General features: G+C 69.8%; 21 protein-coding genes. 11 read left to right on the plus strand and 10 right to left on the minus strand.

Annotation, left to right across the window (positions count from 1 at the left end; all coding sequences use genetic code 11):
- Positions 1–466 (minus strand): TetR/AcrR family transcriptional regulator (locus tag V1634_RS35530; RefSeq protein ID WP_407951857.1); only part of this gene is annotated, 466 nt, incomplete at its 3' end.
- Between V1634_RS35530 and V1634_RS26325 the strand changes: the two genes are divergently transcribed.
- The 6 genes from V1634_RS26325 to V1634_RS26350 all read left to right on the plus strand — a co-directional run bounded on the left by V1634_RS26325 (position 363) and on the right by V1634_RS26350 (position 6,745).
- A complete protein-coding gene (locus V1634_RS26325; RefSeq protein ID WP_331210581.1) occupies positions 363–1,676 on the plus strand; it encodes a glycosyltransferase in 1,314 nt (437 codons plus the stop codon). The two genes, V1634_RS35530 and V1634_RS26325, sit on opposite strands and share 104 nt — an antisense overlap.
- A gap of 171 nt (positions 1,677–1,847) precedes the next feature.
- Positions 1,848–2,561 carry a hypothetical protein gene (locus tag V1634_RS26330; protein WP_331210582.1) on the plus strand — a complete coding sequence of 238 codons (714 nt, stop codon included), beginning with the start codon at positions 1,848–1,850 and terminating at the stop codon, positions 2,559–2,561.
- Positions 2,562–3,083: 522 nt separating this feature from the next.
- A complete protein-coding gene (locus V1634_RS26335; RefSeq protein WP_331210583.1) occupies positions 3,084–5,387 on the plus strand; it encodes a sensor histidine kinase in 2,304 nt (767 codons plus the stop codon).
- Positions 5,384–5,815: a roadblock/LC7 domain-containing protein gene (locus tag V1634_RS26340; RefSeq protein WP_331210584.1), complete on the plus strand. Its 432-nt coding sequence runs from the start codon at positions 5,384–5,386 to the stop codon at positions 5,813–5,815. Before V1634_RS26335 ends, V1634_RS26340 begins: the two co-directional genes overlap by 4 nt.
- Positions 5,808–6,170 (plus strand): DUF742 domain-containing protein, encoded by a 363-nt coding sequence (locus V1634_RS26345; RefSeq protein WP_331210585.1) that lies wholly within the window; start codon positions 5,808–5,810, stop codon positions 6,168–6,170. The genes V1634_RS26340 and V1634_RS26345 overlap by 8 nt, the downstream gene beginning before the upstream one ends.
- A complete protein-coding gene (locus V1634_RS26350; protein ID WP_407951858.1) occupies positions 6,167–6,745 on the plus strand; it encodes a GTP-binding protein in 579 nt (192 codons plus the stop codon). Before V1634_RS26345 ends, V1634_RS26350 begins: the two co-directional genes overlap by 4 nt.
- Positions 6,746–6,899: 154 nt before the next feature.
- Here the strand turns inward: V1634_RS26350 and V1634_RS26355 are convergent, their stop codons facing one another.
- The 7 genes from V1634_RS26355 to V1634_RS26385 all read right to left on the minus strand — a co-directional run bounded on the left by V1634_RS26355 (position 6,900) and on the right by V1634_RS26385 (position 15,781).
- The gene (locus tag V1634_RS26355) at positions 6,900–8,261 is read right to left on the minus strand and encodes an FAD-dependent oxidoreductase (protein WP_331210587.1); all 1,362 of its coding nucleotides are present in this window, start codon (positions 8,259–8,261) and stop codon (positions 6,900–6,902) included.
- Between the two features lie 394 nt (positions 8,262–8,655).
- Positions 8,656–10,560 (minus strand): Hsp70 family protein, encoded by a 1,905-nt coding sequence (locus V1634_RS26360; protein ID WP_331210588.1) that lies wholly within the window; start codon positions 10,558–10,560, stop codon positions 8,656–8,658.
- Between the two features lie 256 nt (positions 10,561–10,816).
- Positions 10,817–11,236: a peptidase inhibitor family I36 protein gene (locus V1634_RS26365; protein WP_331210589.1), complete on the minus strand. Its 420-nt coding sequence runs from the start codon at positions 11,234–11,236 to the stop codon at positions 10,817–10,819.
- A gap of 358 nt (positions 11,237–11,594) precedes the next feature.
- A complete protein-coding gene (locus tag V1634_RS26370; RefSeq protein ID WP_331210590.1) occupies positions 11,595–12,563 on the minus strand; it encodes an SLAC1 family transporter in 969 nt (322 codons plus the stop codon).
- A 344-nt stretch (positions 12,564–12,907) separates the two neighbouring features.
- Positions 12,908–13,156, minus strand: coding sequence for a zinc-ribbon domain-containing protein (locus V1634_RS26375; protein ID WP_331210591.1), 249 nt, complete (start codon positions 13,154–13,156; stop codon positions 12,908–12,910).
- A 383-nt stretch (positions 13,157–13,539) separates the two neighbouring features.
- Positions 13,540–14,832, minus strand: coding sequence for a serpin family protein (locus tag V1634_RS26380; protein ID WP_331210592.1), 1,293 nt, complete (start codon positions 14,830–14,832; stop codon positions 13,540–13,542).
- Positions 14,833–15,178: 346 nt separating this feature from the next.
- Complete coding sequence (locus V1634_RS26385) at positions 15,179–15,781, minus strand: hypothetical protein (RefSeq protein ID WP_331210593.1); 603 nt, start codon at positions 15,779–15,781, stop codon at positions 15,179–15,181.
- Positions 15,782–16,092: 311 nt separating this feature from the next.
- Between V1634_RS26385 and V1634_RS26390 the strand changes: the two genes are divergently transcribed.
- Positions 16,093–17,469 carry a CoA transferase gene (locus tag V1634_RS26390; protein ID WP_331210594.1) on the plus strand — a complete coding sequence of 459 codons (1,377 nt, stop codon included), beginning with the start codon at positions 16,093–16,095 and terminating at the stop codon, positions 17,467–17,469.
- Positions 17,470–17,692: 223 nt separating this feature from the next.
- Here the strand turns inward: V1634_RS26390 and V1634_RS26395 are convergent, their stop codons facing one another.
- Positions 17,693–18,040 carry a VOC family protein gene (locus tag V1634_RS26395; RefSeq protein ID WP_331210595.1) on the minus strand — a complete coding sequence of 116 codons (348 nt, stop codon included), beginning with the start codon at positions 18,038–18,040 and terminating at the stop codon, positions 17,693–17,695.
- Positions 18,041–18,484: 444 nt separating this feature from the next.
- Between V1634_RS26395 and V1634_RS26400 the strand changes: the two genes are divergently transcribed.
- A complete protein-coding gene (locus tag V1634_RS26400; RefSeq protein WP_331210596.1) occupies positions 18,485–19,144 on the plus strand; it encodes a GOLPH3/VPS74 family protein in 660 nt (219 codons plus the stop codon).
- Positions 19,145–19,324: 180 nt separating this feature from the next.
- The gene (locus V1634_RS26405) at positions 19,325–19,819 is read left to right on the plus strand and encodes a DinB family protein (RefSeq protein WP_331210597.1); all 495 of its coding nucleotides are present in this window, start codon (positions 19,325–19,327) and stop codon (positions 19,817–19,819) included.
- Positions 19,820–20,060: 241 nt separating this feature from the next.
- Here V1634_RS26405 and V1634_RS26410 read toward each other — a convergent pair whose 3' ends face one another.
- The gene (locus V1634_RS26410) at positions 20,061–20,930 is read right to left on the minus strand and encodes a LysR family transcriptional regulator (RefSeq protein ID WP_331210598.1); all 870 of its coding nucleotides are present in this window, start codon (positions 20,928–20,930) and stop codon (positions 20,061–20,063) included.
- Between the two features lie 79 nt (positions 20,931–21,009).
- On the opposite strand from V1634_RS26410, the gene V1634_RS26415 reads away from it, so the two are divergent.
- The gene (locus tag V1634_RS26415) at positions 21,010–21,999 is read left to right on the plus strand and encodes an EamA family transporter (protein ID WP_331210599.1); all 990 of its coding nucleotides are present in this window, start codon (positions 21,010–21,012) and stop codon (positions 21,997–21,999) included.
- Positions 22,000–22,093: 94 nt separating this feature from the next.
- A complete protein-coding gene (locus V1634_RS26420) occupies positions 22,094–23,026 on the plus strand; it encodes a DMT family transporter (protein ID WP_331210600.1) in 933 nt (310 codons plus the stop codon).
- Positions 23,027–23,151: the final 125 nt, after the last annotated feature.

The raw sequence follows: 23,151 nt of genomic DNA on the forward strand, positions 1-23,151 counted from the left end.
CCGGGGGGGGGGGGGTCAGGGGGGGGGCCCGCCTTACACACCGCGCCCCCCCCCCCTCGACCGCGGCCCACATGATCGCCGCCTTCGGACCGTGCCTGCGCACCGTCTCGACGGAGACGCCGGCCCGCCTCGCGATCTGCGCGAAGGTGGCGGCCTGGTAGCCGTGCTGACCGAACACCTCGATGGCGGCCTCGACGACGCGCCGCCTAGTCTCCGCCGCCTGCCGATCCCGTAGCTCCGACCGGTAGGTACGGGTACGGCCGTCAGCAGCCGTCATATTGACTACCACGCCATGAAGATGAATACTGCTCCATGGTTCCCAATAGTATCCTCCACCCTGGAGCCCAGAGCGGGGTGCCGCCATGGCGTCGATCATCATCGCCACGATGCCCATCCACGGGCACGTCACACCGCTGCTCGCGGTCGCGCGGCACTTCGCCGGGCGGGGAGACCGGGTCCGGTTCATCACCGGAGCCAGATTCGCCGAGACCGTCCAGGCCACCGGCGCCACCCACCTGCCACTGCCGGCCGAGGCCGACTTCGACGACCGGCAGGACTGGAACGAAACCTTTCCCGAGCGCGCCGCCCTGCGGGGCACCAAGGCGCTCGCCCACGACATCGAGCACATCTTCGTACGCCCCGGGTTGCCCCAGCACGACGCCGTGATGGCGGCGCACGCCGCCGAGCCAGCCGACGCGGTGCTGGCCGACCCGGCCTTCGTGGGCGGGGCGTTCCTGCTCGGCCACCCCCTCGGCGTACGGCCGCCGGTCGTGATGTGCGGCATCTGTCCACTGATGATCTCCAGCCGTGACACCGCGCCGTTCGGCACCGGGCTCACCCCGCTGCGCGGCCCGCTGGGCCGACTCCGCGACGCCACCCTGGCCACCGTGACCCGCAGGGTCGTGTTCCCGCCGTTCGAACGGATCGCCGAGCAGATCTTCCAGCGGTTGCACGGGCGTTCGATCCCGTTCCCGGTGCTCGACTGGCCGCGCCACGCCGAGGCGATCGTGCAGTTCACCGTGCCCGAGTTCGAGTACCCCCGGTCCGACGCCCCCGCCACCCTGCACTTCACCGGACCGATCTCCGCCTCCGGGTCGCGGGCGCCGCTTCCGCCCTGGTGGCCGGAGCTGGACGGCGCGCGCCCCGTCGTCCACCTCACCCAGGGCACGATCGCGAACAGCGACTACGGACAACTCATCGGGCCGGCGCTCGACGGTCTCGCCGACGAGAACGTGCTGATTGCCGTGGCGACCGGTGGACGCCCGGTCGATTCGCTGCCGCCGCTGCCCGCGAACGCCCGGGCGGCCGAGTTCCTGCCCTACGACGATCTCCTGCCGAGGACCGACGTCTACGTGACGAATGGCGGATACGGCGGTGTGCAGTACGCCCTGCGCTACGGGGTGCCGATCGTCGCCGCCGGCAGCCACGAGGACAAGCCCGAGGTCATCGCCCGGGTCGCCTGGGCCGGTGTCGGCCGCCGTCTCAGGACCGAGACCCCGACACCGTCCGCCATCCGCCGTGCCGTCCGCGCCGTGCTCGACGACCACCGGTACCGAGACGCCGCGCGGCGGATCGCCGACCGGATGGCCAGCACTCGGGGGGTGCACCGACTCGCCGAGATCGTCGACGACGTGATCGAGGAAAGCCGGCGGAGCAGCCTCCCGGGACAACGATGAATGCCCGGCGCCCGGGCCGGAACCAGATTCCAGTTCGGAATCGAATCACCCGGAACCCACCCTCGCGTGACCGAACTGGGACAGCTGCGGCAATGATCGGTGCGGCGTACCGGCCGATCGGTTGGTCCTTTCCGCGACCGGCCGAACGCCATGGATTGATCATGCAAGCCGATGCGACGATTCCTCCGCACTGCTACTGCGGAGGTTCTGATGTCGGCGAGCGAACGGGCGCAGGCTGAGGCGTTCGAGGCCCAACGCGGCTGGGCCGCGATGAATGCATTGGTCGAAATGGTGAACAGAGGCAATCGTCCACGACCGATCAGGCCGACCATCATGACCCGGCCGGGCGAGTCACAGTTCGCCGCGCTCACGGTCGACGTCAGCATATTCCACGGAATGGACGTCGAGTACACCACCGGCGGTTACGGATTCCACGGCGGCCTGCTGTTCGTCGCGGCGGGAATGGCGGTCGGTGCCGCCAGCGACGCGCGGAAGCGGCGACGTGCGGAGGAACAGGCGAGGCCGCAGTGGCGCTTCATGGGCAGGGCGCCGGCGGTGGTCACCGACCAACGGCTCCTCGTGATGATCGACAACAAGTGGAACTCCCTCCACCTGGGCTCGCTGGTCTCCATCCACCCCGATCTGCGCAGCTGGGCGCTGGTCATGCAGTTCGAGGGCGCACCGCCGCTGATGCTGCGCGGTCCGTGGGTGCCCTGGCTGACCGTGCTCATCTCGGCCGTGATGTTCGGTCAGCCGTTCCCGCCGGGATGTCAACCGCCGATGGCGGGCCGCCCACAGGTGCAGGGGCCGCCGCAGCAACACCGGGCCGTCGCGCCGTCGCAGGCGCCTGCCGCGCTGCCGCCGGGATCCACGGACCGGCAGTGACCGTGCATCCCGTGGCCCTGCGGCCGGTCTCGCGGTCCGGGTCCGAAACGGACTGACGCGCCTCGCCTGAACGGCCGGCACGGCGGGCGATTCCGATACCGCCCGCAGGCGCGAAACCGACGCCGCCGTCCGCTTTGGAGCGTCGCCGGGCACCGAACCGATGGTGGCCGCCGACACGTCGCGCCGGCACCGGTCCGGGAGTACCCGGCAGAAGCCCCGGCCGTCCGGTCGTCCAGCCGTAGCGCCGTCCAGCCGAGACGTGCCGACGGTCTGACGCAGCCTCTTGCACGTCCGTCCGGGCGGCTGTGGGCAACCGTCCTTCGTAGGCGTTAGGCAGGGTTGCGCCCGCATCGGCGTTGGTCGTAACGTTCGCCCTGCTGGTCCCATTGAGCCATGATTGGATGAAAGTTGACGCATTCACAGGCCGACCGTGCGGGTGGGCCGGAGACCCGTGGTCAGTCAACGACGTCGGCTCGACGCCGTGGCGGGCAGAAGTCCATCAGGCGGCACGTCATTCGACTGGTGCTCGCCCCCAGCATCGTCGTCGTGGTCCTCTGGCTCGTGGCGTCCGGGTACCTCGTCTTCCAGGGCTTCTATACCAGAGCGGTCGCCGACTCGGTTCGGAGCGTGTCGATCCCGGCAGTTTCCGCGTTGACCTCGATCATGCAGGAGCGGCGGCTGAGCATCACCCACCTGGCACAGCGGTCCGGTGATCTGCAACCCCTCGTCGACCAGCGGAAACTGACCGACGATCGGCTCTCCGAGCTGCGCGCCGTGGCGACTGAAGCGCTCGGCAACGCCCCCGACTCTATCGTGACGCGGTGGCAGGCGCTGACCGAGTTCCTCGACCAGCTGCCGAGCGTACGCAGCACAGTGGACTCCCGTTCGATCGACGGGCAGCGGGCCTTCAGCTTCTACAACAACCTGCTCGATGCCGCGACCACCCTCTTCGACACCCAGGCCCGGGTCGTCCCGGACGTGACCGCGACGCAGGGCGGCATCACGGCCACCGATGCGTTCCGGGCCAGCGACCTGATGTCCCGGGCGGCATCGAGGATGGATGGCGCGTTCGGCGCGCGGGCCCTCGGCCAGCAGGACTATCTGGAGTTCGTCAGCCTGGTCGGCTCGTACCACGCCGGCCTGACCACCGTCACCCCGCACCTGCGGCCGGGCCCGGGTGAGCGCCTTGAGCAGCTCACGGGCAGCGACGTGTGGCGGGATCTGGTGGCCGCAGAGCAAGCGATCATCACGGGCGGTGCGTGGCAGGACGGCGTCCCCCGCAGCCTCGCCGCCACCAGGTCGCGCTGGGAGGCGCTGACCGGGCAGGTCTCGGAGCGGCTGATCGAGATGACCGTCCAGCAGGCCGACGAGGTCTCCGCAGAGGCCCTGCGCACCGGCAACAACCAGTTGCTGATGGCGTCGCTGGCGAGCCTGGTCGCGGCGTCCATCGCGGGCGCCGCGATCCTCTGGGCGTGGCGGAAGTCGCGTGAGCTGCCGGTACGGCTGGCGAACCTGGGCGACGACGCCGCGACAATGGTGGACCAGCGGCTGCCGGCGATGATGGAGCGGCTGCGCCGGCACGAAAAGGTCGATCCCGAGGCCGAGCTGTCGTTCCGGGACTACGGCAGCGACGAGATCGGCCAACTGGCCGAGGTCATCAACAGGTCGTTGCGGGCCGCGGCGGCTGCGGCGATCGACGAGGCGACGACCCGGGCCGCCAGTACCGCGATGCTGATGGGGGTCGCGCGCCGTCCGCAGCGGCCGCTGCAACGGGGCCTGAAGGTCATCGAGGGAGTTCAGCACCGGGTCGGCGACGAGAAGCTGTTGAGTGAGCTGTTCGACATCAACCACCAGCTGACGCAGGCCCGGCGGTTCCTGGAAAACCTCCTCATCCTGGCCGGTGGCCAGATCGGCCGACGCTTCCAGAGTCCGGTACCGGTCCGTCGGGTGCTGCTGGCGGCGTTCGCGGAGGCACAGCACTACCAGCGCATCACCCTGCGCGGAGCGCCCGACGTGGCGATCGTCGGTCAGGCGGTCGCCGGCACCATCCACCTGCTCTCCGAACTCCTGGACAACGCGCTCGCGTTCAGCCCGCCCGGCACCACCGTCTGGGTGACCGCCAACGAGGTCGCGAACGGCCTCGCCGTGGAGGTCGAGGACTCCGGGGTCGGGATGCGCTCCGACGCCCTGGACCGGGCCAACGAGCTGCTCAGGACCGCACCCACACCGGACGTGACGGCCCTCAAGGACGGCGCGCAGATCGGTCTGCACGTGGTCACGGAGCTGGCCAAGCGGCACGGCATCCAGGTGACCCTGCGCCCCTCGGCGTACGGAGGGCTGCTGGCGGTCGTACTCCTGCCGAAGCGGGTCATCGCCGTCGGTGACGCCGCCGACCGTCCCGAGCCGACCGCCCAGTCACCGGCCACGGCCGGCCCGGCGGCCCCGAAGCCGGAGAAGGTGACCCGGCGCGAGCCGCGTCCCGCCGCGTCCCCCGCGCCCGCCCCGGTCGCGGCGTCGCCGAACGGTACCGCCCGGTCGGGTTCCGGTGCCGGACCGGGCGCACCGCCCGTGCCCAGCGGGGTCGGTGGCGGCTCGCCGGGCCCACAGGCGGCCAGCCGGCCGCCGCTGCCGCAGCGGGATCCACAACAGCACATCGCGCCCGGACTGCGCGCCGACCCCACCTCCGCCGCCGCACCGAGGGCGGCCGGGCCCGCGCGCCCGGCCGAGCAGGCTCGGGACCGGCTCGCCGGCTACCAACGAGGGTGGGCCGCCGGCCGGGCCGCGGGGATCCAGAAGCCCAATGACGATCAAGGCAGGAAAGCGTGACCAACTCGACCTCACAGGACCTGACCTGGATGTTGGACGACCTGTTGAAGGTCCCCAACGTCATCGACGCCCTGGTGCTGTCGACCGACGGGCTGACGATCCAGCGATCGGCGTCGCTGCCGCAGGACGGCGCGGAGCTGCTGGCTGCCGGCGCCTCGTCGCTGTACAGCGTCGCCGCGGGCATGGGCCGACGCTTCGACAGTGGGTACGTACAGCAGGTCATCGTCGAATACGACAATCAGACGTTGTTCGTCGCCGCCGCCGGGCAGAACGCCCGGCTGGCCGTACTCTGCGACCAGGCCGTCGACATGGGCACGGTCGCCTACGAGATGGGCCGCCTGGTGACGCGCATCGGCGAGCATCTCAGCACCGAGACGCGACCCGCCCCGATGCGACCAACCGGTGGCCCAGGCACAGGCCATGGCTGAGTCCTGGACCGGCGGCGACGACGAGGCCGAAGAGAGCGGGCTTGTTCCGCTCTACGTCCTGGTGCGCGGACGGACACGTCCCCGCAACAGCGACCTGGACCTGGCGACCCAGGTCATCGCGGTGCCGGTCAACACCCGGTTGGATCCGGAGTTGCAGGACATCATCAACCAGTGCACGGACTGGATGTCGGTGGCCGAGATCGGCGCCCACCTGCACCGGCCGCTCACCATCGTCAAGGTGATGGTCGACGTGCTGGTGGAGCAGCGGCTCCTTAAGATCGGCTCTCCGGCGCAGCAGAGGGTCACCGACATGCGACTGCTGGAAGCGGTACTCGCCGGCCTCGAACGACTATGAAAAAGGGACTGGGCAACGTGGATCGTAGATCGGTCAAGCTCGTCGTGGCCGGTGGGTTCGGCGTCGGCAAAACCACCTTCGTCGGTTCGGTCAGCGAGATCGCGCCGTTGACCACAGAGGAGGTTCTGACCCAGGCCGGCGCCGGTGTCGACGACGTCACCGGCGTGGACAACAAGACGCGTACCACGGTCGCGCTGGACTTCGGGCGCATCACCATCGCGTCCGAAGTCGTGCTCTACCTGTTCGGCACGCCTGGACAGGACCGGTTCTGGTTCATGTGGGACGAGTTGGCGCAGGGTGCGATCGGCGCCATCGTGCTGGTGGACACCAGGAGGCTCAACAGCAGCTTCCCCGCCATCGACTACTTCGAGCGACGGCAGATTCCCTTCGTCGCCGCCGTCAACCGCTTCTTCGGGGAGTGTCTCTACACGGAGCGGGAGATCCGCGCGGCGTTGAAACTCCCGCCGACCGTCCCGCTGCTGTGGTGCGACGCGAGGGATCGCGAGTCCAGCAAGCAGGCCCTGATCCAGCTCGTCCGGCATGCCATGACGCTCCTGCCGGTCGGCGGCGGCTGAGCCGAAAACGCCGACCGCGGCCCGGCCACACCGAGAACCTCGAGTGTGGCCGGGCCACACCGCCTCCGGCCGCACGCCGCCACGTGCGGCCGGAGGACCGACCGCTACCGCACGGACAGGGTGGCCGGCACCGCCGACGGTCAGGTCCGGGCTCCTACCCGGCGCGGCGACGGGTAGGAGCCTGGACCGCCCGCCGTGCTCGGGCCCGACGGGTTCCCCGGAACACCCTGACGAGGTGTCCCGGTGCCACCATCGCGGTGGCGGGCGCCAACATCTGCGCGACTCCGAGGAACGTCCTGGCGAGCGTGGGATCTACGGTGGCGGCCAGCCGGTACCGGTCCAGATAGCGGGCCAGCATCCGATCGACTGCGCTGCGGTGCCCGGCGATCTCGGGGAACCTCAGATCACCGCCGACCGAGAGCGCCCACGCCGCGTCGATGGCCTTCGCCGCCGCCCGGTAGAACCGACCCGGCAGTCCGGCGGTACCGGCTCGGGTCAGGTCGCGGAGGATCAGCGCCTCCATCGCCGCGACGGACATCCCCTGTCCGTAGGTCGGGTTGAAGCTGCACAGCGCGTCACCCACCACGACGAAGCCGTCGGGGCGGCGACGCGCCTTCTCGAAGTGCCAACGTTCGCTCGCCGGGTACCGCATCTTGACCGGGTCGTCGAGCGGCTTCGCCTCGCGTAGCAGGTCGGCCAGATCAGGGACCGGCAGCGACTCCGCGAACGCCAGCATGCCTTCGTCGTCCACCGGTGGGGTGTCGCCGGCCAGTCCGAAGAGGGCCACCACCCAACGGTCGCCCTCCACGTGCACGGCGGCGCCGCCACGGGGGGTGCCGGGCATCGGGACGATGAGCAGACCGTGCCGTCCGTCGAGATGACCCGGCTCCCAGCGGTAACTTCTCGTCACGTACACGACATCGACATCGACCCGGGAGCTGTCCGGCTCCGCGACTCCCACCTCACGCAGCCAGGCCAGCGCCCGTGACCCACGGCCTGCGGCGTCCACGACGAGGTCGGCGGGCTCGGGAGTGTCGCTACCGGTGGTCCGTACCCCGGTCACCGCCGCGCCGTCCGGGCCGGTGAGCAGTCCCACCGCCTCGACGCCGGGCCGCACCACCACGTTCGGGAGCCGCTCCACGCGTTGCCGCACGTGGTACTCCACCAGCGGTCGGGTCACGCCGAGCACGGAGAAGCCGGACGGTGCCGATGCGATGGCCCGGCCGTCGAGATAGTACGTGGTTTCCACCTGGGGATCGAGGCGAAGGGCTCCAGCCGCGACCAGGTCGTCCGTGACTCCGGGGAAGAACTCCTCGAGGATCTGCGCCCCCCGGGTGAGCAGGACGTGCAGTTGGCGGCTCTGAGGTACGCCCCGGCGAGGCGTCGGCTGATCCGGCAGGTCATCGCGGTCCAGGACGGTCACCCGGTCGTAGGCTTCGCTCAGAGCGCGCGCGGCCAACAGACCGGCAATGCTCGCACCGATGACGACAGCATGCCCGTTACCCTTGGCGTCCATGGTCGGAGATCATTCCAGACAATAGGTCGGCTCGAAAGATCGACCGGAGAGTCAGCGGCATGCGCTCGATAGCCACTACCGCTGATTCCGCCGAGCCGAGGCGAGCCCTCAGTACCACCCCGGGTGGCCTCCGTAAAGGGTGCGTCCTTGGCGGGTTGATAACGGCAGAGCCGCCGCGCCGTCATTTCTCGCTGCACACTCCAACCGCGACCTTGCGATTGTGGTGGCGACCACAATGCCGATGACCCAGGCCCGGTCTAAATTGCACGAGTCCCGGGCGGGAGTGACACCATCGGTCAGGCCGGATGCGATGGCACCGCCGGTTCGCCCGGGCCGCACCGATGCGCGGCCGGCTCTCCGGAGCCCCCGACCCGGTGCCGTCCTACCGGCAGTCCTACCGGGCCGGACGCCCGGCGAGCGCCGCGGCGGGCCAGGCCAGCAACAGCACGAAGGGGTACGCGAACAGCGTGTCGACCACCAGCCGGGAGGACTCCGGTCGGTACTCCCAGTCGAAGATCCAGAGCAGTAGCAGGTTCGGCAGCATCCCGGCAGCGGAGACGGCGGCGACGGCCAGGCCACGGTTGCCGAGCCGCGCGGTCGCGGCGAGGGCCACTTCGAGAATGAGCCCGGCGACGAGGCAACCGCCGACCAGGGTCAGGAACCAGACGTCAGGATGGTGGTCCCAGTAGTAGAACTCGACCGGAATGCCCCACGGCAGGCGGAAGATGTTCCGGCCGGCCTGTACCACCAGGAGCCCGACGAGCCCGGCGACGACACCGGAGACCGCCTGCGCCGCGAACGCGACTCCACGGCGGCGAGCCCAGGTCCCGGCCAGCAGGCCCGCAACGGGTATGAGCTGCCAGGCGTACCGGTCCGTCCAGTACGGCATCGGACCGTCGTATCCGGCCAGCACCGGGTAGGCGGTCATCGCCGCGCCGACCACCGCGCCGAGCAGCACCGCGACGGCGAAGGCGGCGGCTGCCGGACGCGGTGACGCGGCCGGCTCGCCCGGGATCGGCCGTTGCGCGAGCGGACCGGCCGCACTCGTCGGCGTCGGTGCCGCTGTCGATGTCGGTGTGGGTGCCGGGGGTGCCGGGGGTGTGGGTGCCGCTGGTGTGGGTGCCGGGGGTGCCGGGGGTGTGGGTGCCGCTGGTGTGGGTGCCGGTGTTGGCGGTGGTGTGACGGCCTGTGTCGGGCGGGCCCGGACCGGTGGTGCCGGGTCGGCCGGGACCTGTCCGCCGGACGGCGGTGCGTGCAGAGTGCCGTGGGCGACGACCAGCTCCGGCTGGTCGATGACCGTCGGCGCCACGCCGAGCGCCCGGTGCAGCATGGTGGCGACCAGCGGGATCCGGCTGGACCCACCGACCAGGAAGACCCCGGCCAGCCGGTCGGCGGTGACCCCGCCGGCGAACAGCGTCGACGTGGTCAGCACTGCCGTCCGCTCCAGTAACGGCCGGGCCAGCTCGTCGAACTCCGTACGGGTGAGATGGACCTCGCGGTCCAGCCCGGGCAGGACGATCGGCGCCGTGACGAAGCGGCTGAGCTGTTCCTTGGCCGCCCGCGCCTCCTGCTGCGCCTGCTGCCGGTGACGCCCTTCGACGAGGCCGACCCGCGCCCCGGTGGCGTCGGCACCGGCGTGGCTCACCGTCCAGTCGACGATCGCGGCGTCGATGTCCACTCCACCCACGTCGTCCAACCCCGCGGTAGCGCGTACCTCCCAGCCGCCGTCGGACCGCCGCCGGACCGCGCTGATGTCGAAGGTGCCGCCCCCGAGGTCGTACACCACGAGCGTCCCGCCCGGCTCCACCCGGTGGCCGAGCACCTCGGTGAAGTAGAACGCGGCCGCGACCGGCTCGGCCATCAGCCGGACCGCGCCCAGCCCAGCGCCGGCCGCAGCCCGCGCCAGTACCGCGCGCCGCTGGGCGCCCCAACTGGCCGGATGGGTCAGCACCACCGGGGTGGGTGTGGTGCCGAGCGCGCGCCGCGCGGTCTGGGCCACCCGGGACAGTACCGCCCGTACCGCCTCTTCCACCGATGTCTCGACATCGCCGAGCAGCAGCGTCCCGTCGGTCATGTGGCGCTTCGGATTGGGTTCGCAGCGGCCGGGATCGAGCCGGGAACTGCGGAGTGCGTCGTGCCCCACCAGCAGTTGACCAGTTGCCGGCGCGAACACCGCGGAGGGCAGCAGCGGCGACGCGTCGAACAACAGCGACTCGGTCCGGCCGCTCGGCATGCGTACTGCGGCGACGGTGTGCGAGGTGCCGAAGTCGACGCCGAGGAGGGCTGGCGTGGTGAGCACGGAACGGACCGTATCAATGGTCGTCGAGCTTCAGGGTCCGTCGCCGGCGCACCCCGGTACCGGCGGTCGGAGCAGGGCCCTACCGGCCCCGACCCGGAAGTAGCCCACTGGGTCGGAAGCGGAAGGTCCGTTGAGCGCTGGCGACGACCGGGTGATGGGAACTGCCACCCCGAGTCGCGAGAGCCGGGAGGGGTGTCCCCTCCCGGCTACCTGGCAGACGGGATCCTCGCCGCCGCCGTGACTCGCCGACGAGGGGTCAGAGGAACTTGTGCGAGGCGTTGTCGAGCAGGAGGGTGCTGTTGAGGTTGCGACCCGCGCCCGGTGCGAAGGCGTCGTAGGGGCCACCGTAGTCGCTGTTGTAGTGGACGCGGACCGTCACGCTGCTGCGATTCCAGGCCGACGCCGCGTTGTTCTTGATGCACTGGTACCGCCCGGTGCCCGCTGACTTGAATTCGAAGCAGGTCGGCTGCGTCGTTCCGTAGTTGTTTTCCGAGGCCGTGAAGTCGGACAGTGAGCCCGTACGGTTGAAGCCCCAGTAGTAGCAGAACTCCCCACTCTCGCAGACCCCGTTCCGCGCGGTAGCCGCCGAGGCGGTTGTCGAGCCGGCCGCCAGGAACATTGCCGCCCCGACGGTGGCGAGCAGCGCATGAACAATGAGCTTTCTGGGCGTGACCATGGTGTGGTCCTTTCTGGATGGATCGTGCATGAGATGTCACGGTGTCTTGAACCGCTGCGCTTCCTACTCTCGGGGTACCTCCGATCATTTCCGGCAGGCTCGCCAAGAGTCATCTGTCAGATTTCTGCCGGTTGGCTTGTGGTCTCGCCCCAGCAACAGGCGCCGCCTCTGCTCATGGCTCGGCGGCAGCAGATCAGGGTGTCCTCGGCACACTGCGGCGAACTCGAACGGGACATCCGTTCGGATTCGTACGGCAGTTGTTCGAACCGGCTCTGCGTACTCTCACCCGGGCGGCTCGGCGAGCCGGGCGCCGGAGTAATCGGATGGCCGGCCGGATCGGGTGGTGATGAGGTCCGCCTCAGGGCGTCGCCGGTGGGGCCGGCGGCGGCAGGAAGCGTCCGCGCGCCGCGGCCACGATCGACCGTACGGCGATTCCGCCGATCAGGGCCGAGATGGCCGCCAGTACGAGGTACGTGTAGACGCGGTGACCCGGGGGTTCCCCCTCGGCGACCCAATGCAGGGCGGCCGTCGCCACCGCCGACCAGGAGAACGTGAATGCCCAGAAGCTGGGGGCGAAGCGCAGCCGCAGGTAGAGCGGAAGCAGACGGATCTGGGCGAGGACCAGCAGCAGCCCGTACCCGGAGACCAGCGTCACCCAGACGTCGAGCCGGCCGCCGTTGAGGGCGAAGAGCGCGATCCCGGCCACGGCGGAGGGGGCCACCTCGATCGCGAGGGTCGGTATGAGCGGCGTCGGCAGCGGCGGCCGCACGAAGAGGCGGCTCAGGATCAGCGAGCCGAGGACCAGCCAGCAGACGAGGCCGAGCCCGAGCATGATCTCCGCCAGGGTGCGCTGCCCGACCGCGGAGGCGGCGGCCGAGGCGATGAACCCGCCGGCCACGGTGGGCAGGAAGTAGCCGGGGTGGATCTGGTCGATGTCGATCCTGCCGTAGATCCACTGCCCTGTTATCCATCCGCCGAAGAGGAGCGTGAGGACCAGGAACACGTCGACGAGGATCCGCCCGACGTGCAGGTTGTGCGGGGCGACGCCCTGCGCGACGAGCAACATGGGCGTGATGACGGCGAGCGAGACGAACGGGCCGGTGACCGGATCCACCGAGTCGCCGACGAGGGTACTCGGCCGGGGCAGCGCGTAGCCGGCGTACGCCGCCACCACGGCGAGCCAGGTCAGCGCGGCGAGCGCCAGCAGGCCGTTGCCGATCCAGGTCGGTACGTCGCCGCCGCGTCCGGCCACCATCCAGGTGTTGCCCAGGCCGGCGAGGCCGAAGGGGATGCCGAAGAGGCTCGGCGGAATCCGGACGGCGACCACCTGACACCTCCCGTGACGGGGCGGTCCCCCTCGGTTGATCCGGTTACATCCTGCCCAGAGACGATCCGTCGCGTGGCCGAAACGGTCAATCGCCGAGGCGAATCAGGCGGATTCGCGGCGAGCCGGTCAGGCCGATCTCCGCTCCGGCGTCGAGCGACGAGTCCGGGCACCGGTGATGGTGCGGGAATCGAGTTGGCCCTCACCTTCCGACGCGTCAAACGCGAAGAAGCCCATCGCCTCGCCCGCCCCCCGTGCGGAACGTGTCGCCGGTCCCTCGCCCCGCGCGGACTGTCGCGGCCCTCGTCCTGGCTCTGGCCGGCCGGGGTGGGCCGCCGCGTAGCCGGTCAGCGCGGCGCTGCGGCAAGCAGCCGGCGCGCCTCGCCCGCTCCGATGTCGGTACGCGCGCCGCAGAGCGGGTTGGTGCAGTAGAGCACGTGCTTCGTCCGGACCCGGAACAGCGGTACGAAGAAGAGGCTGAACCGGGTTGTCTCACGCACCAGCAGCATGCTGCCGGACTGCCCGCAGACCCGGCAGGCCGTCGGGACCAGCCCCAGCCGCTCCGACTTGGTACGCAGACCGAAGATCAGAAACATGCGGTACCCCTGTTCGCCTGGATCGCGTCCGGTGTGGGTCGCCGAACTCTTCCACCCTGATACCCCGATGACAGCCGGCTCAGCCCCGGATCGTGATCCGGGTCGCTCGGATGATGTTGGGCGTATCCGGTGGACGTGAGGTTCGTTCTGTCCGAGAGTGTCTCTGACGGGCTGCTGTGCGGGATCCTGTTCGTTCTCGGTCCGCGATTCGTGGGTGCACCTGGCGGAAGAGTTAGGAGTTCTTGGGTCCAGGCACTGGAAGATGGGACCGATGACCGAGGTCAGGGGCAGGGATCTGTCGCGATCCCCTCACCACGCAATCCTACGATCCTTTCCCGGCTCACAGTGCGATCAACCGAAGATCTCGGCTTGTCCCGGTCCGGTCAGGCTGGGTCGGTGATCAGCGGGTCGTGGACCCGGCCGAGGAACAACGGTACGCCAGTGAGCTGGTCGTGGATGACATATAGGAATGGCCGGTTGACGAAGAACTGCGGCCCGTGCGGGACCGACGGCGGCGGGATGATGACGGCCGACGCGGCTGCGGCCTCGGTACCCTTCTCGTCCACCGCGATGAACGTCTCGTGTACCACGTCGTCGATGTACAGGGCCGGCTCGGTGCTCATGGCGGTGAAGTCGGCCTGCGACGTGAACGCCGTGGGCATGCCGAGGCTGCTCAGCGTGGCACCCAGCTCGGCCGGCAGGCGGAACGTCCACCGGGGCAGGCGCAGTTGGACATCGACGAACCGGAACCCGGTCAACAACGCGCCCAGCCACGTCACGTCTAGATTCGCCTCGACCGCAGCGAGATCGTCCCGGGTCGGCATGACGATGGCCATGGCCAGCGCGTCGCCCGCGTAAGGCACGTCGACCGCACGCCACCCGTCCCCCTCCAGGTAGCCCATCCTGTCGAACGGCCCGCGCATCATCGGGACGTCGACGACGCTGCCGTCATCCCGGGTGAACGGCTCCACGGCCGTGGCGGTCGCCTTGAACGGGTACCGCCAGGCCGCCATGAGGTAGGTCGTGTTGGTGAGGATCAAGCTGGTGTCGGGGCTCACGGTGCCGGACTGCAACAGCTCCGGGATCTTCGCGTTGGTCCGGTCCGACACCCAGGTGTTGATCTCCTGACGGGCCGCCTCCGGGGCGCCACGGAAGTCGACCGGGTGCGGCGCGGCACCGTAGTAGCCGGCCAGGGTGTCCCGGAATCCTGCTCGCAGGCCCAGATCGGACCGTGTCCACACGGCGTTGGCCGTGGTCAGCCGAGGCTTCCTGGTTCCGTCGCCGTCCTGGTATCGGCCGGCGAGCATCTGGTCAACGGTGTTGAACCCGCTGTGGAGCGCGCCGGGTCGCGGATGCGGTGCGTGGAGCACGGCATCCATCTCGTCCGCCGTGGTCGAGCCGGCGCCCGCCCTGGTCATCGCGAGCGCGAGCCCCACCGAGTACGGCGCGCACACCACGTTGCCGCCTGCACGGGTCGACGCCAGGGTGCGGTAGAGGTCGGCCGTGAAGCCCCGTACCGCGGTCGCGGCGGCCTCCGCCGTAGCCGGGTCAGGAGGTACGCGCGCCGGGTCCGACGACGTGGACGACCCGCCGAGCCAACGGGGATGGCCTGGGGCGGTGGTGAGGGCAGCCGCCGCCAGCGGCACCGCCCGCAGGACCGATCGACGCGAGACCATGCAGCGACGGTAGAGCAGGCTCGCCCAGACGCGCCAGGCACCCGGCCCCAAATTCATCGAAGTTGAACGATTCCCGACGCCCTCCGCGACTGTCTCAGCGGTCGGTTCGGCGCGCGGACACCGTCCCGGCTCGGAGGGCACCACTCGGCCGTCACCCGAAGCATTCGATCATGACCTGCGCCGATAGCTCGTCCGCAAGTGCCGCTGTCCGTGCGCGTTGACTGCCACAACGGGTACGCTCGCGCTTCCTTGACCTCGCCACCGGGAAGCATGCCCAATCGGCGAGCATCGGTACCGGCCGGAGCAGGTGTGCCTGCTCCGTGGCGCGGCTCCACGCGGTGAAGCGTTACGTAGCCACGGCGACAACGAGGCCCAGCACCACAGCCGCGTAGCCCGTGAAGGCCGCCCACCCCGCGAGCACGGCGAGGAACGGGTGGGCCACGCGGAACGGCACGGGCAAGCCCGGGATCGTCGCGCGGACGCCGTCGAGGGTGGTCTCCAGGGGCAGCCCGAACACCCGGACCAGCCCTCCGAAGAACCTGGTCGTACGGTCGACATCCCATCGCGGTTCCCACAGAGACAGTGCGACCGCACCGTCCCGCCCCATGACGATGACAACCCAGGCGGGCACCCCGGCCGGACCGTCGAACGAGAGGACATGGACCGCCCTGATCTCCGTCCGCGGGATCACGGTACGCCGCCGCCATACGTTCACGTGCACCAGGCAATGGTCGTCGAACTCGAGCCGGAGGTTGCACCGGCGCACCGCGGCATAGATCCATCCGGCCAAGGCAGGCGGCCATATGATCGTCAGCACCCCCACGGCGGCCGGAAACCCGACGGTGAGGGCGACCACAATCGCAACCGGAACGCTGAACGCGAGAATCATCGGCTCGGCCACCTGGCCCAGATCGGCCGGACGGGGGCGCAACGTGGCGGTGGCGGTCACCCGACCATTGCAGCCGAACGATGCAACCTGATCGGACACGTGTCAGTGCCGGTTGAATAACCTGGTCAGCCGATGCTGCTGCTGGCCGATCGTAATCGGCCGGTCTGGCGATAGCGTGCCAGACGTCGGGTCATGACGATGATCATGGCCCTCCTCTGCGGTACAGGACCTGGAATCCAATCGGACCAATCACTTTCTGTGACGTTCCTCTACGGCCCTTCCGGCGTTTCCTCTTGCTCCCGCCCGGCGGGTGAGCAACGGCACCCCCAGTAGGTCAATCCGGGCCAGCAGGGGTCGGAAAGGATGTCTGCATGGCGACTCTGTTGGACGGCGTACTGGCAGACCTGGGGTTGCTGGATATCGCCGGGCTCCGGCTGACCGGAGATCCGCAGCCGGCGGTGCTGACGTCACCGCTCGCAGTCGCCGAGTGCGCAATCGTGTCCGTGGCCACCAGTCTCGCCGCTGCCGCTGATCTGGCTTCTGCGCGCACCGGTCGGCGGCCCGACATTGCGCTCGACACGGCGCATGTGGCGGCGGCGATGCGCAGCGAGGTCTGGCTTCGTGACGCAGACGGGCGAGGCATCGACGGCTTCGCTCCACTGTCTCGCTTGTGGCGGGCTGCGGACGGTTGGGTGCGCACCCACGCGAACTATCCGTGGCATCGGACGGCTCTGCTGGCGTCCCTCGGCGTTCCCGACGGTCGAGACACCGAAGTTCAGGCGTTGTTGGCCGACGCCATAGCCGCGCGCCCGGCGTTGGAGGTCGAGCGCGTCGTGTACGCCGCAGGAGGGCTAGCCGTGGCGGCTCGCAGGCAGGCCCAGTGGGAAGCCGACAGCGGATGCAGCGCGGTGGGAACATCGCCGCTCGTGGGCATGGTGCCGCTCAGCCGTGGCTCGCTGCCGCTAGCCGAACTGGGCCCGCTTCCGGCGTCGGGGGTGAAGGTGCTCGATTTGACACGAGTCATCGCCGGCCCCGTTGGTACCCGGATGCTGGGCGCGCTCGGTGCCGACGTGCTACGAGTCGACGATCCGCATCGCCCGGAGTTGGCGCTGCATGCCGTCGACGGAGTGATCGGTAAGGCAAGCACAACCCTGGATGCCAGCACCAAGAACGGTCGTCAAGCTCTGCATCGCCTCGTCGATCAAGCCGACGTTCTCGTGACCGGCTACCGGCCCGGAGCGCTGCGCCGTCACGGTCTGGACCCTGACCAAGTAGCGGACCAGCACCCCGGCACCATCGTCGTCACCCTCTCGGCTTGGGAAACGGACGGAACTTGGGGCACACGGCGCGGGTTCGACAGCCTGGTGCAGATCGCCACCGGCATCGGCTGGGCTACAAGCACGGACGGGATCCAACCCGGCGCGCTGCCCTGTCAGTTACTCGACCACGCCACCGGCTATCTCATCGCTGCTGGTGCACTGGCGGCACTGGGTCGACGCACCCGCAGCGGCGAGGCCACCCACGTCTCTGTATCCCTCGCCAGGACAGCACGATGGCTGCTTGACCAAGGCAGTAGACCAGTCAGGCAGAGCGGGGGCGAGGACCCGAAGCGCCAAGCCGACAGTTACCGGACAGCACTCGGAAACGGGTGGAGCGCGATCAGCCCACCAGGTCGACTCGACGGCCGCCCGCTGAGCTGGCCTCACCTACCACCCGCCTACGCTCAAGCGCCGCCCGGTTGGAGCTGAACTCCCGCGGCCACCCGGCGAGAGGGCTCGAGCTACGCCGTAGCTCCGGCGACGACCGTGAACCGTAAACTGCAGTAACAGCGTCGAGTTCAGGAACGAGGACGCCCGGACGTGCCGACGAGAGTGCCGAACCGCACGCTGCATTGCATCACGATTCGCACGAGTCGCCGGCCCGTCAGACTCGAGGACGCTTGTCGGGGCGTAGCTGCTGGCCCTTTGCCGGTCAGCGGTGACCGACGACGTTTACCACCTTGCCGTCTGGGTCGCGGACGAAAAAGCGCCGGACGCCCCACTGCTCGTCGGTGATCGGATGCACGATCTCCGCACCCGTAGCGCGTACCGCCTCGTAGGCGGCGTCGACGTCATCAACCTCCACGCTGAGGTCCGGGTTCACGGGGGCCGCCGCGTCTTTGGTGATGAGGATGACCTGGGCGGTGGGGTTGGCGGGTGAGACCAGGTTGACCACCCAGCCCAGATTCATCCCCACCCGGAAGCCCAAGAGCTGGTAGAAGTCGCTGCTCGCGACCGGGTCGGTGGTGGTGATATCGGGCACGGCACGGCGAATCGTCATGCCGGATTCTGGCACCCGAAGTGGTGGCTGGTACGGGTAGTTGACATCGCTAACCAGGCGCGCCTGGACGAAAGCTGCGGAGGCACTCGACCGATGGCGTGCCGCGGCATCCGAATCTGTCCGACAGCCCGAACGACTTCGCGCTGGTCACCACGCTCGGCCTCCTCGGCCTGCGGATCTTCGAAGCCTGCGGCGCCGACATCGCCGACATCGGCGAGGAACACGGCCATCGCGTCCTGCGGGTTCCCGGCAGGGGCGGCAAGGGTCGTCCTCGTCCCGCTACCGTCAGCGGTAGCCAGGGTCATAGACCGGGCGGTCGACGGCCGCCGGCTCAAGCACCTGGTCGCCAGCGCCCGGATTCGGATGCCGAGCCGGAACCTGACGACCACGACAAGGGGACAGCTCAGTGCGCGGGTTGTTGACGGCCCTGGCTACGGTTCAGTCATGGCCGACGTGTCACTTGCCGAGCTGATCGCTTTGCTTGCCTACGACAACGACGGCGTGGCCAGAGGCACCGACGCGAACCTCGACTACGGCCTGGCCGGCGCGCTGCTCATGGATCTGGCCCTGGCGGGGCGCATCGACGTTGTGGGTAAGTACGTCGTCGTCACCAACCCGGAGCCGACCGATGTACGGCTGACGGACTTCGCGCTGCACCACCTGCAGCGCGACCGCAGGGCCCGCGAGCCCAGAGACTGGATCATCCGGTTCACCAAGGACGTACGCGCGGCCGTGCTGAGCCAACTCATCGACGCAGGCACACTCCGGCCCGAGACCGACAAGGTGCTGAAGGTGGTTCCCCGTACCCGATACCCCACCCAGGACGGCTCGGAACCACCAGCCAAGACCGAGGCCCGCCAACAGATACGCTCTGCCGCGACGCGTTCGGATCGCGTTGATGCGCGGACGGCCGCACTGTGCGGCCTGGTCAGTGCACTGGACTGGGAACGGCACCTCCTGTCGGATCTACCGACCATGCAGGTGCGCAACCGCTTCGCCGAGTTCCGACGATCGGTGTGGGCGGCAAACGCGGTCCAAAGGATCATCGACGACGCCCGGACAGCCTCAGCAGCGGCGGCAGCCGCCGCCGGCGCGGCAGGCTGACGCGTCTTCCGCGCCAGCCTCCGTCCGCGCGCGCCGCCGCCAGCCGGCGCTGTCACGCTTCGTGGGCGGCCCGCAGTGCAGGCCGGCTTCCCGAACTGCCGATGGGCGGGCGTCTGGCCGGTACGCTCGGATTACATTCCCGCCTGCCTCTCCCGGATGACAGGAACGTAAGGTCGGGGCATGATCGAATCCCAACGCGAAGCCGTGCCACGCAACGACGGTGGCGAACTCGACACCACCCTCGCCTTCTTGTCCTTCGCTCGATCATGCGTGTTGAAGAAGGTCGCCGGCTTGAACGAGGAGCAGCTGCGGCGCCGCTTGGTCGTCTCGGACACCACGCTGCTGGGCCTGGTCCAGCACCTGACCGATGCCGAACGGTACTGGTTCGGCTACACGTTCGCCGGCGACCGGCGCTACGCCGACGTCGACCTCGACATGGTGGTCCAGCCGGACCGGTCCCCGGATCAGATCATCGCCGGTTACCGGACCGCGATCGCCGACAGCGACGCCCACATCAGCGCAGCCGCTGGCCCCGACGTCCTCACCGCGCAGCCGGTCGATGACGCGCCTCGTACGCTTCGCTGGGTGCTCGCCCACATGACGAGCGAGACCGTCCGGCATGCCGGTCACGCCGACATCCTGCGAGAGCTTGTCGACGGTGCCACCGGCCGGTAGCAGATCGAGGCTCGGAGTCGTACCCCACGCAGTGCTACGCAGCCTCGTCGATCGCTCGGAGGCGCAGGGCGGTGTGGTGCCAGTCGTCCAGCCGCAGTACCCGCGGTAGGTCGCTCGGGACGAGTTGCGCAGCTCGGCTTCGATGCCGAGCATCAGCTCACGGTGTTCCGGTACGAGCAGCCGGAACACATCAGGTAGCTGTGGACGCTAGGCAGAAGTCGGCCGAGACGGGGCGAGGAGGCTAGTGCCCCGCCAGCCGGGCGATGAACGCGTTTGCCGCCGGGGTCGGTCCCAGTCGGCTCCAGACCAGGTGCTCCAGGCGGTACGACGTGTTCACGACGGGTACCACGGTGACACCGGGCAGCCGCACCGCATAGGTGGAGGCGAGGAGGGCGACGCCGAGACCTTCGGCCACGAGCCGCGCCATGATGTGCGGGTCGGTGATCTCGAAGGCGACGGTACGTTCCAGACCGGCTGCGGCGAACGCCCGGTCGGCCTGGACGCGTCCGGTGGTCTCGGCGGGGAAGTCGACGAACTCCTCGGCGCAGATCGCCTCCAGCCGGATGCGTTTGCGGCCGGCGAGCCGATGGTCCGGAGCCAGCAACGCGGCCAGCGGGTCGCGGGCGAGCTGCCGGCTGTTGAGGTCCGGGATCTCGACGTCCTCGGCCAGGCCCACGAACGCGATGTCGAGCGCACCGGCCCGGACCCGGTCGGCCAGGTCGTCGCTGCCGGCTGTCAGCAGGCTGATCCGCACCTGCGGGTACTCCTGATGGAAGATCCGCAGCGCGGCCGGCACGTCGACGGCCGCCGCCGTCGGGATCATGCCGACAGCGAGCCGGCCGCGGATCTCGCCGGTCGCCGCGAAGACCTCCGCCTGCGCGCGCTCCGCCGCCGCGAGGCACTCGCGGGCGGCCGGCAGCAGGGCCGCGCCGGCCGGCGTCAACGCCACCGACCTGCTGGTGCGGTGGAAGAGCCGGGCACCCAACTCCTGCTCCAGCTTCGCGATCTGGTGACTCAACGCCGACTGTACGACGAAGCACCGCTCGGCGGCCCGGGTGAAGTTGCCGAGCTCGGCCACCGCGACGACGTACCTGAGTTGCTGAAGGTTCACCCGGCAATCGTTATTCACGATCGAACGCATGACAACAATGCGTTGGACTCATGACTGCGCACACCGCAGGCTGATGGCCATGGCAACCTCCACCGGCGCACGGACACTCGTCACGGCTCTCGCGCCGGCGGTGTGGGGCACGACCTACGTCGTGACGACCGAACTCCTGCCCGCCGGGCATCCGCTCTTCGCCGGCCTGGTCCGATCGCTGCCGGCCGGACTCGTCGTGCTGACGGTGCTCCGCGTGCTACCCCGTGGCGTGTGGTGGTGGCGATCGCTGCTGCTCGGCGCCCTCAACATCGGGTTCTTCTTCCCCCTGCTCTTCGTCTCGGCCGAGCGGCTGCCCGGCGGTGTCGCGGCCACGCTCGGCGCGACCCAGCCGCTGGTCGTGGCAGGCCTGGCGGTCGGCATCCTGCGGGAGCCGCCGTCCTGGTGGCGCATCGGCTGGGGCATCGCCGGAGCTGCTGGAGTCGGTCTCGTCGTCCTCGGCCCGCAGGCGGGTCTCGACCCGGTCGGCCTCCTCGCCGGACTCGCGGGCGCGTTGTCGATGGCCCTCGGTGTGACGCTCACCAAGCACTGGCGTACCGACGAGGTGAGCCCGGTCGTCTTCGCCGGCTGGCAGTTGGCCGCCGGTGGGCTGGTCCTGCTCCCCCTGACCGTGGTGTTCGAAGGTCGCCCTCCCGCCATCGACCTTCCCGGGCTGGGCGGCTACGTATGGCTCGGACTGGTCGGCGGGCTCGCGGCGTACGTCGTGTGGTTCCGCGGCATCGCCACGCTGCCCGTGGCCGCGGTCGCGCTACTCGGATTGATCTCGCCGCTCGTCGCCGCCGCCCTCGGCGCCGTAATCCTCGACCAGAGCTTCGGCCCGATCCAGGCGCTCGGCTTCGGCCTGGCACTCACCGCGCTGGCAGCAGGGCAGGTGTCGGCCGGAGGCAGCGGATCGGGCAGCGCGGATACTCGATCGGCGACGGCGGACGGCGGCGGGTCGCACCATGCCTCCCCGGCCGGGTCCGCAGACCCGACCATCCGCAGCCGAGAAGGGCATGATGAGCGCTGCCTACACCCTTGACGTTCAGGAATTGAGCTATCGGCCCGCCCGGCATGCCTGACCCGCCACACACCCCGCCCCGTCGTCGTCGGCCGGGTTCGCACCAGGAGGAAGAATGACCAACGCAACCCTGGCCCGGTTCGTACTGCTCGCGCTGCTCTGGGGCGCCAGTTTCACCTTCATCAAGGTGTCCCTGGAGGGGCTCACCCCGGCGCAGGTCGTACTCAGCCGGCTCATCCTCGGCGCCCTCGTGCTGCTGGCCATCGCCGCCGTCCGTAAGGTCGCCCTCCCCCGGGGTGGCATGGGCGTCTGGGGACACCTCGCGGGTGCGGCCCTGTTCGGCAACGTCATCCCGTTCCTGTTGTTGTCCTACGGCGAGCAGGGCACCGGCGCGGGTATCGCGGGCGTTCTGGTCGGCAGCACTCCGCTGCTGACCCTGGCCCTGGCTTCGGCCGCACTGCCCAGCGAACGCGCCACCGCGCGCAAGGTCGTCGGCCTGGTCGGCGGGTTCGTCGGTGTCGTGCTCCTGGTCGGACCGTGGCACTCCGAACTCGGCACGCTCAGCGGGCGGCTGGCCTGCCTGGGCGCCGCGGTGAGCTACGCGATCGGCTTCGTCTACGTCCGCAGGTTCCTGTCCCCACGTGGCCTCGCACCGCTGTCGCTGGCCACGGCACAGTTGCTCGCCGCCGCCGTATTGCAGGGCCTGGCCACCCCGTTCCTGGCCTGGCAGACCCCGGAGATCACCGGTCGGGTCGCGGGCAGCGTCCTGTTCCTCGGCCTGTTCAGCACCGGGCTGGCCTACGTACTGTACTTCCGGCTCATCGGCGATGCCGGGGCCACCGCCGCGTCCGCGGTCAACTACCTGGTTCCGGTGTTCGCCGTGCTGATCGGCGCCGTGCTGCTCGGCGAGGCGGTCACCTGGAACCTCATCGTCGGCGGCCTGGTGGTCCTGGTCAGCGTGGCCTACGCGGAGAACCGCATCCGGCCCCGCACCCCGTCACCTGAGCAGACAGGTCAACCCCGACGCCGGCCAGCACGGCGCGGGTGAGCGCAGCCGTCACCGGACCGGGGTGTGCCGACGACGCCGGCGGCCGGCCCGACGGCCTCGGCTTCAGGCAGGAGCACCAGACCCGTCGACAGCGGATTGCCAACAGCATACTGAGTATGCATACT

It is taken from the genome of Plantactinospora veratri, from assembly GCF_036421995.1.
In the GTDB taxonomy this organism is placed as follows: domain Bacteria; phylum Actinomycetota; class Actinomycetes; order Mycobacteriales; family Micromonosporaceae; genus Plantactinospora; species Plantactinospora veratri.

Bases quoted from the DNA above. Each gene is read 5' to 3' on its own strand.
- V1634_RS26325 (WP_331210581.1), top strand. From the start codon at position 363: ATGGCGTCGATCATCATCGCCACGATGCCCATCCACGGGCACGTCACA.
- V1634_RS26365 (WP_331210589.1), bottom strand. From the start codon at position 11,236: ATGGTCACGCCCAGAAAGCTCATTGTTCATGCGCTGCTCGCCACCGTC.
- V1634_RS26375 (WP_331210591.1), bottom strand. From the start codon at position 13,156: ATGTTTCTGATCTTCGGTCTGCGTACCAAGTCGGAGCGGCTGGGGCTG.
- V1634_RS26405 (WP_331210597.1), top strand. From the start codon at position 19,325: ATGATCGAATCCCAACGCGAAGCCGTGCCACGCAACGACGGTGGCGAA.
- V1634_RS26355 (WP_331210587.1), bottom strand. From the start codon at position 8,261: ATGGACGCCAAGGGTAACGGGCATGCTGTCGTCATCGGTGCGAGCATT.
- V1634_RS26400 (WP_331210596.1), top strand. From the start codon at position 18,485: ATGGCCGACGTGTCACTTGCCGAGCTGATCGCTTTGCTTGCCTACGAC.
- V1634_RS26345 (WP_331210585.1), top strand. From the start codon at position 5,808: ATGGCTGAGTCCTGGACCGGCGGCGACGACGAGGCCGAAGAGAGCGGG.
- V1634_RS26390 (WP_331210594.1), top strand. From the start codon at position 16,093: ATGGCGACTCTGTTGGACGGCGTACTGGCAGACCTGGGGTTGCTGGAT.
- V1634_RS26350 (WP_407951858.1), top strand. From the start codon at position 6,167: ATGAAAAAGGGACTGGGCAACGTGGATCGTAGATCGGTCAAGCTCGTC.
- V1634_RS26420 (WP_331210600.1), top strand. From the start codon at position 22,094: ATGACCAACGCAACCCTGGCCCGGTTCGTACTGCTCGCGCTGCTCTGG.
- V1634_RS26380 (WP_331210592.1), bottom strand. From the start codon at position 14,832: ATGGTCTCGCGTCGATCGGTCCTGCGGGCGGTGCCGCTGGCGGCGGCT.
- V1634_RS26330 (WP_331210582.1), top strand. From the start codon at position 1,848: ATGCGACGATTCCTCCGCACTGCTACTGCGGAGGTTCTGATGTCGGCG.
- V1634_RS26395 (WP_331210595.1), bottom strand. From the start codon at position 18,040: ATGACGATTCGCCGTGCCGTGCCCGATATCACCACCACCGACCCGGTC.
- V1634_RS26415 (WP_331210599.1), top strand. From the start codon at position 21,010: ATGGCAACCTCCACCGGCGCACGGACACTCGTCACGGCTCTCGCGCCG.